Below are 13,268 nucleotides of genomic sequence, written 5' to 3'. Positions count from 1 at the left end.
TCGACTAAGACTAGAACAGGTTTCAGTCTTAGCCTGAGGAGCCCGTGTGGACTTCACCCTCGACGAGACCCGGCAGGACATCGCCGGCCTGACGTCAGGCCTGCTCAGCCGGGAGGTCGATTTCGAACGCCCGGCCGGTGAGCGCGGTTACGACGAGCAGGTCTGGCGCGCGCTGGGCAAAGCCGGTTTGCTCTCGCTCGCGTTGCCCGAGGAGCTGGGCGGTGACGGGCTCGGTGTCGGCGAGGTCGCGACCTTGCTCACCGAGCTGGGCCGCGCCGCCGCGCCCGTGCCGGCGCTGACGCTCGCGCTCGGCCTGTTGCCGCTGGACCGGCTCGGCACGCCGGATCAGCGAGCCTGGCTGCTGCCCGAAATCGCGGCCGGCGACGCGCTGGTCACGGCCGCGCTGAACGAGCCGTCGGCACCGCTGACCACGAAGCCCGAGACCCAGGCCGTGGCCGAGAACGGCTCCTGGCTGCTCAACGGGGTCAAGACCCAGGTGCCCTGGGCGAGCGCGGCGACGAGGGTGCTCGTCCCGGCGTCGATGCCCGGCGGCGCGGGCGTGTTCCTGGTGGACCCGAACGCCAAGGGCGTCAAGGTCACGGGCACGTCGATGCGCCTGGACGGGGTGGCTGTCACCGAAGCCGACCAATTGCAGGGCGCCGACGCGCTCGCCGCGCTGCACCGGTTCGCCGTCGCGGGCGCGGTCGCGCTCGGCGACGGGGCGCTGACCGGGGCGCTGGAGCTGACCACGAAGCACATCGGGCAGCGTGAGCAGTTCGGTCGTCCGCTGGCGGCGTTCCAGGCGGTGGCGCAGCAGATCGCCGACGTCTACATCGCTTCGCGCACCGTGCATCTCGCTGCGCTTTCGGCCGTGTGGCGGCTGGCCACGGGCCTGGACCCGCAGCCGGACCTGGACATCGCGGCGTACTGGTTCGCCGCCGAGGCGCCGCGCGCGCTGGGCACCTGCCACCACCTGCACGGGGGCCTCGGCGTGGACGTCACCTATCCGCTGCACCGGTACTACGCGCTGATCAAGGAGCTGAGCGCATGGATATCGAACTGACGCCGGCGCAACACGAACTGCGCGCGGAGCTACGGCAGTACTTCTCCGGCCTGGTGACGGCCGAGGAGCGCCACGCGCTGCTGCGCGAGCGGCACGGCGAGGTGTACCGGCGGATCGTGCGGCGGATGGGCTCGGACGGCAAGCTCGGGGTCGGCTGGCCGAAGGAGTACGGCGGCCACGGGTTCGGTGACATCGAGCAACACATTTTCGTCGACGAGGCCGCTCGTGCCGACGTGCAGCTGCCCTCGGTCACGCTGCAGACCGTCGGTCCCACCCTGCAGGCCTTCGGCACCGACAAGCAGAAAAACTTCTTCCTGCCGAAAATCCTGGCCGGGGAACTGCATTTCGCCATCGGGTACACCGAACCGGAGGCGGGCACGGATCTCGCGTCGCTGCGCACGACGGCGGTGCGCGACGGGGATTCCTACGTCGTCAACGGGCAGAAGATCTTCACCACCGGCGGGCACGACGCGGACTACATCTGGCTCGCGGTGCGCACCGATCCGGACGCGCCCAAGCACAAGGGCATCTCGATTCTCATCGTCGACACCCGTGACCCCGGCTATTCCTGGACGCCGATCATCACCTGCGACGGCGCGCACCACGTCAACGCCACGTACTACTCCGACGTGCGGGTGCCCGCGGACATGGTGGTGGGCAAGGAGAACGAGGGCTGGAAGCTGATCACCACGCAGCTCAACCACGAGCGCGTGATGCTCGGCCCGGCGGGCCGCATCGGCGGGCTGTACGACCGCGTGCACGCCTGGGCCGAGGCCCACAAGCTCCTCGACCTGCCCGACGTGCGCGCCGCGTTGCGGGAGACCGACGCGACGGTGCGGATCAACGAGCTGCTCAACTGGCAGGTCGCGTCGGCGCCGCCGGGTTCGCCGGTGGACATCGCGGACGCGTCGGCGACGAAGATCTTCGGCTCCGAGCGGATCCAGCGGATCAGCAGGCTGCTGGAGGATCTGGTGGCGCGGCACGGCGACCTCGCCGACCCGGACACGGCGGAACTGGCCGAATGGCTGGACGTGCTGGCCCGGCGGAATCTGGTACTGACCTTCGGCGGTGGGGTGAACGAGGTGCAACGGGAACTGATCGCGATGTTCGGCCTGAACCTGCCGAGGGTGCCGCGATGAGCATCCAAGAGCAAGTCGAACGTGTTGCCGCGAAAGGGGAATCCTCCCGGCGCCTGGCGCGCGACCCGGTGAACCCGGCGATGGTCAACAACTGGCTGGAAGCGCTCGGCGACACCAATCCGCGGTACGTGGAGCGGGGCGAGGCGCCGCCGGCGATGGCCCAGGTGTGGACCATGGGCGGGCTGCACTACGAGCGCGCGGAGGACGACCCGCTCGGCGCGATGATGGCCATCATGGACGAGGCCGGGTTCACCTCGGTCGTCGCGACGAACTCCGAGCAGAACTACTACCGCTACGTCGAATACGGCGAACACTTCTCCGCCACCACGAAACTCGAGGACGTCGTCGGTCCGAAAAGGACGGCGCTCGGCGAGGGCTGGTTCATCACCACGAAGACCACCTGGCGCGTCGGCGACGAAGTGGTCGCCGACATGTTGTTCCGGGTGCTCAAGTTCAAGCCCGCGCCCAAACCGTCGACCGAGGGCACGCTGCGCCCGGTGATCAGCCGGGACACCGAGTTCTTCTGGGAGGGCACCAAGGCCGGCGAGCTGCGGATCCAGAGCTGGGACGGGAAGCTCCGGCATCCACCGGGCCCGATGCCGCCGGACCTGGACACCGACGCCAAGCCCGGCTACATCGTGGCCGGCGGCCGCGGCAAGGTCTACAGCTACATCGTGCATCACCGGCCCGCGGTGCCCGGCAAGCGATTGCCGTTCGTCATCGCGCTGGTGGAGCTGGAGGAGGGGGTGCGGATGCTCGGCGAGGTCGCCGACGTGTCCAGTGTCCACATCGGACAGGAAGTGCGGGCGGCGTTCGTGAAGATCGACGAGGATCTGACGCTGCCGGTGTGGCAGGTGGTGTCATGATCGGCACGCAGCTGCCGCCGCTGAGCATCGAGGTCACACCCACCTTCGTGATCAGCTCCGCGCTGGCCACCCGCGATTTCCAGGACGTGCACCACGACCGGGACGCGGCGATCACGCGTGGCTCCAAGGACATCTTCCTCAACATCCTCACCGACACCGGCCTGGTGCAGCGGTTCGTGACCGACTGGGCGGGCCCGGAGGCGCTGGTGCGCTCGATCAAGATCAAGCTCGGCGTGCCCTGTTACGCCTACGACACGCTGGTCTTCTCCGGTGAGGTCGTCGAGCAGGAGGCGGATCAGGTGACCGTCAAGGTCTCGGGCACGTGCAGCCTCGGCGAGCACGTCGGCGGCACCGTCGTGGTCGGAGGTGTGGCATGAGCCTGTCCGGCAAGGCGGCCATCGTCGGCGTCGGCGCCACGGAGTTCTCCAAGGACTCCGGGCGAAGCGAGCTGCGGCTGGCCTCGGAGGCGGTGCTGTCGGCGTTGACCGACGCGGGGCTGAAACCGTCCGATGTGGACGGACTGGTTTCGTTCACGATGGACGGCAACAACGAAACCTCGGTGGCGCGCGAACTGGGCATCCCGGAGCTGACGTTCTTCAGCCGCATCCACTACGGCGGCGGCGCGGCGGCGGCCACCGTGCAACAGGCCGCGATGGCCGTGGCCACCGGCGTCGCCGAGGTCGTGGTGGCCTACCGCGCCTTCAACGAACGGTCCGGGCACCGCTTCGGCCAGGTCTCCAGCGCGGCCGCCACACAGGTGAACACCTCGGGTATCGACAACAGCTTCCACTATCCGATGGGCCTGGCCACTCCGGCGGCCACGGTCGCGATGGTGGCCCAGCGGTACCTGCACGAGTACGGCGCGACCACCGAGGACTTCGGCCGCGTCGCTGTCGTGGACCGCAAACACGCCGCGACGAACCCGAATGCGTGGTTCCACGGCAAGCCGATCACCCTGGCGGACCACCAGTCCTCGCGGTGGATCGCGGAACCGTTGCGGCTGCTGGATTGCTGCCAGGAGACCGACGGCGGCGTCGCGTTGGTGATCACGAGCGTGGCACGCGCCCGCGACCTGCCCCGGCCGCCCGCGGTGATCACCGCCGCGGCGCAGGGGAGCGGGCCGGACCAGTACATCATGACCAGCTACTACCGCGACGATCTCGCCGCGCTGCCCGAAATGGGCGTGGTGGGGCGGCAGCTGTGGGGCCAGTCGGGCATCGGCCCGTCCGATGTGGATGTGGCCGTGCTCTATGACCACTTCACCCCGTATGTGCTGATGCAGCTGGAGGAACTGGGCTTCTGCGGCCGTGGCGAGGCGAAGGACTTCATTGCGGGCGACACGCTGGAGCTGGACGGAAAACTGCCGCTCAACCCGCACGGGGGCCAGCTCGGCGAGGCCTATGTGCACGGGATGAACGGCATCGCCGAAGGCGTGCGGCAGGTGCGGGGCACCGCGGTGAACCAGGTGGCGCAGGTGGACAACGTGCTCGTCACCGCCGGGACCGGCGTGCCGACCAGTGGGCTGGTGCTGGCCCGCGACGCGCGGTGAGGATGTACTGTGCCGATCGTTACTGATCCGACCACAGTCACGGCTATCTGGCTTATGCAGACCGGCTTCCAGTTGATCACGGTCGGCTACTTTTGGTCGGATCAGTAAATGGGTCATTCACCTGCATGACCTCTAGCCTCGCGGGCCGGCATCCGCAACCGTTGACCGCATGAACATCCCGGCATCGGTCGCATGGAGCCTGACCGCGGTGTTCGCGTTGCTGGCGGTGCCGAGCGTGTACCGGCTCGTCCGGCTCGCGGGGCCAGGCATGGATCCCGACATCCGGCAGATGGACGTCGCCGAACTGCTGATGGTCGTCGCCATGGTCGCGATGGTGTCCCCGCTGGGCGGCCCGATCCCGGCGGCGGGCTGGCAGGCGATCTTCGCGCTGATGGCGGGCTGGTTCTTCGTCGCGGCGCTGCGCGGCAGGCGGTGCTGCGCGATGCACCACCTGATCTCGGCGGTCGTGATGCTGTACATGATCACGGCGATGCCGCAGAACGGGATGAGTCACGGCCCGTGGCTGAACATGGTCGAGATGCCGGGCAGGCTCGCATGGCCCGCGCTCGCGGTGGCCGGCGTCGCGTACTTCGCGTTCGATGTGGCCCGCTCCGGCTTCAACGCCGTACGCATGGTGCGCGGCGCGCCCGTGCGAGAGGCGCTGACGGCACGGCCCATCTACCGCGCTGCCATGGGCGCCGGGATGGCGTACCTGCTTGTCGCCGCGTTGTAGCTACTTACTGACGAGCACGGCGTCCGACAGCACGGGGGCGTCGCGGTCCTTCGAGACCGTCGAGACGAGCAGGCGCTTCCCGTCCCGCCACACGGCGGTGCGCAGGGTTTCCCCGGGCAGCACGATCCCGGCGAACCGCGCGGAGAACGACTCCACCCGGGTGACGTCGGCGTCGAGTAAAGCGTCCGTCACGGCCTTCGCCACCACGCCGTAAGTGCACAGGCCATGCAGGATCGGCACCTCGAAGCCCGCCGCGCGGGCGAACTCGGGATCGGAGTGCAGCGGGTTGCGGTCGCCGCACAGCCGGTACAGCAGGGCCTGCTGGGGGAGGGTGGGCGTCTCGATCACCATGTCCGGCTCGCGGTCGGGCAGCTCCACCTTGTCCGAGCTGCCCCGTCTGCCGCCGAACCCGCCTTCCCCGCGCGCGAAGATGCTTGACCGTTCCGTCCATAGTGGACTGCCGTCGTGCTCGGTCACCGTGGTCTCGTTGATGATGACGGCCGCCTTGCCCTTGTCCAGCACGTCGACGATCCGGGTGCGCCCGACGGCCTTGCCCGCCACCGGGATCGGCCGGTGCACGGTCACCGCCTGTGTGCCGTGCACGACATCGGCCAGGTTGATCTCGATGCCGGGGTAGGAGACCGCGGGCGGGGCGACCGCGTGCAGATTCGCCGCGACGGTCGCGAAGGTCGGCAGCACGCGCAGGTCGCGCTCGGAGGCGTAACGCAGCTCCCGCTCGTCCGTCGGCTTCGCGCCCGCGCCCAGCGCGAGGTGGTAGAGCAGCACGTCGGAGGAGGACCAGCTGAAGTTCACGTCGCCGAGCTCGGCGCCGATCGCGAGGCCGGGATCGATGGGCACGGGGGCGCTCCTACTCGTAGGTGACCGAAACCTCGTCCGTCAGCGGCAGCGACTGGCAGGCCAGCACGATGCCCTCGGCGATGTCCTCGGAGTCCAGGATCTCGTTGTTCAGCATCTTCACCTCACCGGAGACGATCCGGCAAGCACAGGCACTGCACTGCCCGGCGCGGCAGGAGTAGGGCGCGTCCAAACCCCTGTCCAGCAGGTGGTCGAGCAGCTTCTGTTGCCGCGGCCAGGTGAGCTCGTGCTGCTTGCCGTCGAGATCGACGCGCAGTTCGGTGGTCTCTTCCTCGGTGGTGGCCTCGGTCCCGGCGGGGCCGGTGTCGAAGGGATTCCCGCCGAGCGAGACGAATTTCTCCAGGTGCACGCGTTTGCGCTCGAACCCGAGATCCTTCAGGGCCTGTTTGGTGGCGGCCATGAACGGGGCCGGCCCGCACAGGAAGGCCTCGAACCCGGTGAACGGCCGTGCCAGCGCCTGGAGCTGCTCGACGGTCGGCAGGCCCTGCACGCTCTCCAGCCAGTGCTGCACCACGAGGCGGTCCGGATGCTCCCGGGCGAGCGCGGAAAGCTCGTCGCCGAAGATCACCGACTTCTCGTCCCGGTTGGCGTAGACCAGCACGATCCGGCCGTTGCCCTGGCGCAGCGCGGTTTTCAGGATCGACATGACCGGGGTGATCCCGCTGCCCCCGGCGAAGAGCAACAGGTCCTCGTCGAAGTCGGCGGGGGTGAAGATCCCGGCGGGCGGGAGCACTTCGACAGTGGCGCCGGCCGCGAGGTTGTCGCAGATCCAGTTCGAGCCGTAGCCGCCGTCGGTGCGCTTGACCGTGACCTTGAGCCGGGTTCCCTCGTGCGGTGCGCTGGACAGCGAGTAGCACCGTGCCGCGGTGCCGACCCGCAGGGTGAGGAACTGGCCGGGGCGGTAGCGGAAGGCCTCCTCCTGGTCCGGCGCGATCTCGAACACGACGGACCTGGCGTCGGCGGTCTCGGCGATCACCTCGGCCACGGTGAGCGTGTGCACGTCACTCATCCAGTTCCCCGAACTCCCCGTTCCGCACCGCCTTCGCGATGCTGACGCCCAACCGGTCACACGTGTCCAGCAGCGCGGTGTTCTCCCCGGCGGCCACCGCCTCGGCGAACACCGGGCAGCTCGCGGCGGCGTCGGTCGTCCACTGGATGCTGGTGTGCTTGTGGCTGTTCTTCTTGACCAGCACCCTTGTCCCGCAGTCCGAGCACGTATGCGGGCGCAGCCCCCCGGACAGGAACTCCGTCTGCTCGGCGGTCGTCATCCTCCGGCCTCCCGCCGCATACCCGGCACGCACGTCCGCCGCGTCCCGCTCGCATGGCGCCGCATCCTCAGACTCCCGCTTCTTCCTGCTGGCGGGCCAGGTTCTCGGCGACCTCCTGCGACCAGGCCTCGTTCGCCTTGGTGGTGTCCACCTCGAACTCGAAGCGGCGCGTCATGTCCTCGGAGACGTCCTCGACATCCACGTAGAACTGGTCGTACCACCGGCGCAGCTGGTAGACGGGACCGTCCTCCTCGCACAGCAGCGGGTTGTCGATCTTGCTCTTGTTGCGCCAGATCTCCACGTCCTGCAGGAAACCCACGCTGATGCCCTTGGCGAACTTGGCGGCGATCTTGTCGGCCTGCTCGTCGGACACCCCGGGCAGCTTCTTCACGCTCACGCCCCACTGCAGCATGAACGAGTTCGGCGAGACGGGGTAATGGCAGTTGATCAGCACGTTCTCGATTTCGAGGCCCTTGAACGTGTTGAGCAGTTTGTTGATCATGTACGAGGGTCCGAAGTACGAGGCCTCCGACCGCAGCAGGTTGTCCTCGCCGCCGTAGTTGGAGGCCATGCCCATGTCCGGGCGGCCCTTGGTGTTGAGGTACTGGGTGGCGATGTGCCCCTCGAAGACGTTCTTGAAGTAGGTCGGGAAGGCGTAGTGGATGTAGAAGAAGTGCGCCATGTCGACCATGTTGTCGATGATCTCGCGGCAGTTCGCGCCCTCGATCAGCACCGAGTCCCAGGTCCAGTTGCTCCACTCGCCGCTGAAGATCCCGTCGATGCGGGGGATCACCACGTCCTCGGGCGGCGGGTTGCCCTGCGGGTCGTGCCAGACGAACAGCTGCTTGTTCTCCTCGAGGGTGCGCCAGGCGCGGGTCCGCGCCCGCAGCGGAACCCTTTTGGCGTAAGGGATCGAGACGCATTTCCCGTTGCCGCCCCAGCGCCAGTCGTGGAACGGGCAGGCGATCTCGGTGCCCTTCACGCTGCCCTGGGTCAGGTCACCGCCCATGTGCCTGCAGTACCCGTCCAGCACGCTGAGCTTGCCGTCGGCGCCCTGGAACACCGCGAGTTTGGTGCCGAAAGCGTTGATGGCGTGGGGTTTGCCGTCCTTGAACGTGTCGGCGAGGCCCAGGCAGTGCCAGCCGCGCGCGAACCGCTCCGGCGGAGCTCCCGCGTCGATCGTGCGGATTTCCGTCATCGTTGACCTCCAGTGCGATTCTGGCCAGCCAGGTGCAGCGCGGCAAGGTAGCCGAAGACCATCGCGGGCCCGATGGTGGCGCCCGGGCCGGCGTAGGTGTGCCCCATGACGGCCGAACTGGTGTTTCCCGCCGCGTACAGCCCGGTGATCACCGAGCCGTCTTCACGCAGCACGCGTGCGTGCACGTCCGTCCGCAGCCCGCCCTTCGTGCCCAGGTCCCCCGGCACGATCTTGACCGCGTAGAACGGTGCGACGTCGAGCGGGCCGAGGCTCGGGTTAGGCCGGTTGCGCGGGTCGCCGTAGTAGTGGTCGTAAGCGCTCTTCCCGCGCCCGAAGTCCTCGTCCACGCCTTCGCGCGCAAAGCCGTTGAAGCGGTTCACGGTGGCGACCAACGACTCGGCCGGGACGTCGATGCGCGTCGCCAGCTCGGCGAGCGTGCCCGCCTTCGCCGCGACGCCGGCCTTGTACCAGCGGCCAGGCAGCTTCTGGCGCGGCCCGATCCCGGTGAACATGTAGCGGTTGCGGTAGCGCTGGTCGAAGACGAGCCAGGTGGGGATGTGCTCCCCGGGCCCGTCGCCAGGCCCGTACATGGCGTGCACGGCCTCGACGTAGGGCGCCGATTCGTTGACGAACCGTTCGCCCTTCGCGTCGACCATCAGGCAACCAGGCCGCGACCGTTCCGCGAGTGCGAACCACGGGCCGCCGGTGAGCGGGATCGAAGGGCCCCACCACGCGTCGTCCATCAGGTCGACAGCGGCGCCGAGCTTGAGCCCGGCGGTGATCGCGTCGCCGGTATTGGCCTTCGCGCCGACCGTCCATCCGGTGCCGATGGGCTGGCGCTGGTACTTGGCGCGCATCTCTTCGTTGTGCTCGAACCCGCCGGCCGCGAGGATCACGCCGAGCCGCGCGTGCACCTCACGCCCGTCCCCGGTGACCACGCCGGTGACGCGGTCGTCCTGGGTGACCAGGTCGGTGAGCGGGGTGTCCAGCCACACCGGGACGTTCGCCTTGACCAGCCCTGCCCGCAGCCCGGCGGCAAGCGCCTGCCCCATCGAGAGCTGGCGCTTGCCGGACAGCAGCCGAAGCCCCAGCCGCAGCATCCGCAGCACACCCTTCGGGTGTCGGGCGATAAGGCTGAGCCAGCGGTAGTCGGCCTGGGTGATCGGCACGCCCAGCGGCGGCGCGCTGTACGGCGGTTCGAGGTTTTCGAGTTCGTCGCCGAGCAACTTGACGTTGAACGGCCGCGGCTCCACCGAGCGCCCGCCGGGACGTCCGCCCGGCGCCTCCGGGTGGTAGTCCGAGTAGCCCGGCACCCACTGGAGCCGCAACGGGGTCACCCGCTGCACGAACGACACGACCTCGGGGCCGTTGTCGAGGAACGCCTCGCGCGCCGCGGCGGGAACGACATCCCCCACGATCGCTTCGAGGTACTCGCGGGCCTTCTCGGGAGTGTCCTCGATCCCGGCGGCCTGAAGAACCTCGTTGTTGGGTATCCAGACCCCGCCGCCCGACCGGGCGGTGGACCCGCCGAACTTGGCGGCCTTCTCGATCACCACCACACTCAGACCCTGATGTGCGGCGACGAGAGCGGCCGTCATCCCGGCGGCGCCGCTGCCCGCGACAACGACGTCGAACTGCTCCGCCATGCGACCTCCGGTGGAACGCGTTCCAGTAGAACGCCTGCCTGCTCGTAGCCTCTGCGGCCACCATAGACGAGAACGTGTTTCAGTTCTAGGGTAGGCGACGTGGGTCGACCAGTGGATGTCGTGGTGATCGGCTTCGGCGCGGCCGGAGCCTGTGCGGCGATCGAAGCCGCGGACGCGGGCGCCGAGGTGCTCGTGCTGGACCGGTTCAGCGGCGGCGGCGCGAGCGCGTTGAGCGGGGGGATCGTCTATGCGGGCGGTGGCACGGAGCAGCAGCGTGCCGCCGGCGTGGATGATTCCGCCGACGCGATGTACGACTACCTGCGCCTGGAAGTGGGCGACGTGGTGTCGGAGAAGACGTTGCGCAGGTTCTGTGACCAGAGTGTCGACATGATCGGCTGGCTACAGGACCAGGGCGTGCCTTTCGAGGGCAGCCTGTGCCCGTACAAGACGTCGTATCCCAACGACGACTACTACCTGTACTACTCGGGCAGCGAGTCCTCAGGCGGGTTCCGCGACGTCGCGAAACCGGCTCCGCGCGGCCATCGCACGAAGGGCTCCGGCACCTCCGGCAAGCTCCTCTTCAAGAAGCTCGCCGAGGCCGTGCGCCGCCGCGGGGTGCAGGTGATGTCCGGCACCCAGGCGACGGAACTGCTCACCGACGCTGCGGGCGCGGTCACCGGCGTGCGCGTACGCACGCTCCGCGACGCGCCCGCCCGGGCACGCCGCGCGCACCGGTTCTGGTCGCGCTACTCCGCCAAGCCGGGGATTTACCTGCCCTCGCTGCGCAAGGCATTGCACCGCCGCGCGGCGCGCATCGAGCGCCGCTACGCGCGCGAGGAGGAAATCCCTTGCCGCAACGTGATCATCGCCGCAGGCGGGTTCATCGCCAACCGCGCGATGGTGCGTGAGCACGCGCCCGCCTATCGTGGCGGCCTCGCGCTCGGCACCTCCGCCGACGACGGCAGTGGCATCGGACTCGGTGTCACGGCGGGCGGGGCGACCGGCGAAATGGGCAGCGTCACAGCCTGGCGTTTCGTCACCCCACCGAGCGCGTTCATCCGCGGCCTGATCGTCGACGCCTCGGGCAAGCGGATCATCGACGAATCGCGGTACGGCGCCGCGGTCGGAGAAGCGATGATCTCGCAGCACGACGGCAAGGGCTGGTTGCTCGTCGACCAGGAGATCGTCACCGCCGCGAAACGCAGCGCGCGCAAGGAAGCCCAATGGTTCCAATGGCTCCAGGTGCACTACATGTTGCGGCGCGAACGCGTGCAGGGTGGCTCCCCGGCCGACGTGGCCCGCCGTGCCGACGTGGATCCGGCCGGCCTCGAAGCGACCGTCGAGGCCTACAATGCCGCCGCGGCAACGGGTGTGGACGACCCCATGGGCAAGCCCGCCGATTATGTGCAGCCGTTACGCACTCCTCCTTTCTCTTTGCTCGATGTGTCGATCAGGCCCAGCCTCGGTTTCCCCTGCCCGATGCTGACCCTCGGCGGGCTGGTCGTGGACGAGGAAACCGGACAGGTCCGCGCCGAGAACGGCGCCGGCATCCCCGGCCTGTACGCGGCCGGCCGATCCGCGGTGGGAATCTGTTCCAGGTCCTACGTCAGCGGGCTGTCGCTCGCTGACTGCGTGTTTTCCGGACGTCGAGCGGGAATCTCGGCAGCTCAAGGCGGCGAGTGATGACAAAAACGAGAACGTGTTCTAGTCTTGCGAATGTGAGTTCAGGTCTGACGAGGACGGGGCAGCGCGAATGAGCGAGCAGGACACGCAGGCAGTTATCGCGGGGGTCGACGAACTCCTGCCCGTCCTGCGGGAACGGGCCCAGGAGACCGAGGACGCCCGACGGATTCCGGACGAGTCGATCAAGTCCTTGCAGGAATGCGGTTTCTTCAAGCTTCTCCAGCCGAAAACCTACGGTGGTTACGAAGCCGATCCGGTGAGCTTCTACACCGCGGTCAAGAAGATCGCGAGCGCGTGCGGTTCGACCGGGTGGGTGGCTTCGATCCTGGGCGTGCACCCGTGGCACCTGGCGCTGTTCGAAGCGCAGGCGCAGGCGGATGTGTGGAGCGACAACGTCGACACGCTCATCTCGTCGTCGTACGCGCCGATGGGCAAGGCGACCGTGGTCGACGGTGGCTACCGGCTTTCGGGCCGGTGGAGCTTCTCGTCCGGCTGCGACCACGCCACGTGGGTGCTGCTCGGCGGCCCGGCCTTCGCCGACGGTAAACCGGTCGACTTCTGCACCTACCTGGTGCCGATCGCCGACTACAGCATTGTGGACGTCTGGGACACGGTGGGACTCCGCGGAACCGGCAGCAACGACATCGTGGTCGAGGACGTTTTCGTGCCCAAGCACCGGGCGCTCAGCTTCATGCTGACGTCCAAGTGCAAGACGCCGGGACAGGAGGTCAACCCCGGCCCGTTGTACCGATTGCCTTACGGCTCAGTGCATCCGTCGACGATCACCGCGCCCATCATCGGGATGGCCCAGGGTGCTTACGACGCGCACGTCGAGCACCAGCGCCAGCGCGTGCGCGCCGCCTACGCGGGAGAACAGTCCAAAGAGGATCCTTTCGCCAAGGTGCGGATTGCCGAGGCGGCAAGCGAAATCGATGCTTCGTGGCTGCAACTGACACACAACATCGATGAGCTGTACCAACTGGCCTGTCGTGGTGAGAAACTTCCTTTCGCTACACGCCTGCGGGTGCGGCGGGATCAGGTGCGCGGAACAGAACGCGCGATCGGCGCCGTGGACAGGCTTTTCGAGAATTCCGGAGGACGCGCGCTGAAAATGGGAACCCCCATTCAGCGCTTCTGGCGGGACGCGCACGCAGGCCGAGTACATGCGGCTAACGACCCAGAGCGAGCCTACACGATGTTCGGCACCGGAGAGTTCGGTCTGCCCGTCGAGAACGCGATGGTGTGAA

The 13,268-nt window shown here is 68.3% G+C and carries 13 protein-coding genes; 8 read left to right on the top strand and 5 right to left on the bottom strand.

Annotation, left to right across the window (positions count from 1 at the left end):
- The first annotated feature begins 46 nt into the window (after positions 1-46).
- From VHD82_RS12840 to VHD82_RS12815, 6 genes are all read left to right on the top strand, one after another.
- Positions 47-1,063, top strand: coding sequence for an acyl-CoA dehydrogenase family protein (locus tag VHD82_RS12840; protein WP_325701723.1), 1,017 nt, complete (start codon positions 47-49; stop codon positions 1,061-1,063).
- The gene (locus VHD82_RS12835) at positions 1,048-2,202 is read left to right on the top strand and encodes an acyl-CoA dehydrogenase family protein (protein WP_325701721.1); all 1,155 of its coding nucleotides are present in this window, start codon (positions 1,048-1,050) and stop codon (positions 2,200-2,202) included. The genes VHD82_RS12840 and VHD82_RS12835 overlap by 16 nt, the downstream gene beginning before the upstream one ends.
- Positions 2,199-3,068, top strand: a complete 870-nt coding sequence (locus VHD82_RS12830; RefSeq protein WP_325701718.1) for a bifunctional MaoC family dehydratase N-terminal/OB-fold nucleic acid binding domain-containing protein — start codon at positions 2,199-2,201, stop codon at positions 3,066-3,068. Before VHD82_RS12835 ends, VHD82_RS12830 begins: the two co-directional genes overlap by 4 nt.
- Positions 3,065-3,445, top strand: coding sequence for a MaoC family dehydratase (locus VHD82_RS12825; RefSeq protein WP_325701715.1), 381 nt, complete (start codon positions 3,065-3,067; stop codon positions 3,443-3,445). Before VHD82_RS12830 ends, VHD82_RS12825 begins: the two co-directional genes overlap by 4 nt.
- A complete protein-coding gene (locus tag VHD82_RS12820; protein ID WP_325701712.1) occupies positions 3,442-4,617 on the top strand; it encodes a lipid-transfer protein in 1,176 nt (391 codons plus the stop codon). Before VHD82_RS12825 ends, VHD82_RS12820 begins: the two co-directional genes overlap by 4 nt.
- Before the next feature lie 169 nt (positions 4,618-4,786).
- Complete coding sequence (locus tag VHD82_RS12815) at positions 4,787-5,350, top strand: DUF5134 domain-containing protein (protein ID WP_325701709.1); 564 nt, start codon at positions 4,787-4,789, stop codon at positions 5,348-5,350.
- On the opposite strand, the gene VHD82_RS12810 is transcribed toward VHD82_RS12815, so the two are convergent.
- The 5 genes from VHD82_RS12810 to kstD form a co-directional block, all read right to left on the bottom strand.
- Positions 5,351-6,208, bottom strand: a complete 858-nt coding sequence (locus VHD82_RS12810) for a MaoC/PaaZ C-terminal domain-containing protein (RefSeq protein WP_325701706.1) — start codon at positions 6,206-6,208, stop codon at positions 5,351-5,353.
- Positions 6,209-6,218: 10 nt separating this feature from the next.
- Positions 6,219-7,235 carry a ferredoxin--NADP reductase gene (locus VHD82_RS12805; protein ID WP_325701703.1) on the bottom strand — a complete coding sequence of 339 codons (1,017 nt, stop codon included), beginning with the start codon at positions 7,233-7,235 and terminating at the stop codon, positions 6,219-6,221.
- Positions 7,228-7,494 carry a hypothetical protein gene (locus VHD82_RS12800; RefSeq protein ID WP_325701700.1) on the bottom strand — a complete coding sequence of 89 codons (267 nt, stop codon included), beginning with the start codon at positions 7,492-7,494 and terminating at the stop codon, positions 7,228-7,230. The genes VHD82_RS12805 and VHD82_RS12800 overlap by 8 nt, the downstream gene beginning before the upstream one ends.
- A 67-nt stretch (positions 7,495-7,561) precedes the next feature.
- Positions 7,562-8,692 carry a Rieske 2Fe-2S domain-containing protein gene (locus VHD82_RS12795; protein ID WP_325701697.1) on the bottom strand — a complete coding sequence of 377 codons (1,131 nt, stop codon included), beginning with the start codon at positions 8,690-8,692 and terminating at the stop codon, positions 7,562-7,564.
- Positions 8,689-10,338: a 3-oxosteroid 1-dehydrogenase gene (kstD, locus tag VHD82_RS12790; protein ID WP_325701694.1), complete on the bottom strand. Its 1,650-nt coding sequence runs from the start codon at positions 10,336-10,338 to the stop codon at positions 8,689-8,691. Before kstD ends, VHD82_RS12795 begins: the two co-directional genes overlap by 4 nt.
- Before the next feature lie 99 nt (positions 10,339-10,437).
- Between kstD and VHD82_RS12785 the strand changes: the two genes are divergently transcribed.
- Entirely contained in the window at positions 10,438-12,021 is a 1,584-nt protein-coding gene (locus tag VHD82_RS12785) for an FAD-binding protein (protein ID WP_325701691.1), read from the top strand.
- A gap of 70 nt (positions 12,022-12,091) precedes the next feature.
- On the top strand, positions 12,092-13,267 hold the full coding sequence (gene hsaA, locus VHD82_RS12780) for a 3-hydroxy-9,10-secoandrosta-1,3,5(10)-triene-9,17-dione monooxygenase oxygenase subunit (RefSeq protein WP_325701688.1): 1,176 nt from the start codon (positions 12,092-12,094) through the stop codon (positions 13,265-13,267).
- Position 13,268: the final 1 nt, after the last annotated feature.

This window comes from Amycolatopsis sp. (genome assembly GCF_035546795.1).
In the GTDB taxonomy this organism is placed as follows: Bacteria; Actinomycetota; Actinomycetes; order Mycobacteriales; family Pseudonocardiaceae; genus Amycolatopsis_E.
The sequence above is the reverse complement of the archived record's forward strand: the minus strand, read 5'-3'. Positions and strand labels throughout refer to the sequence as shown.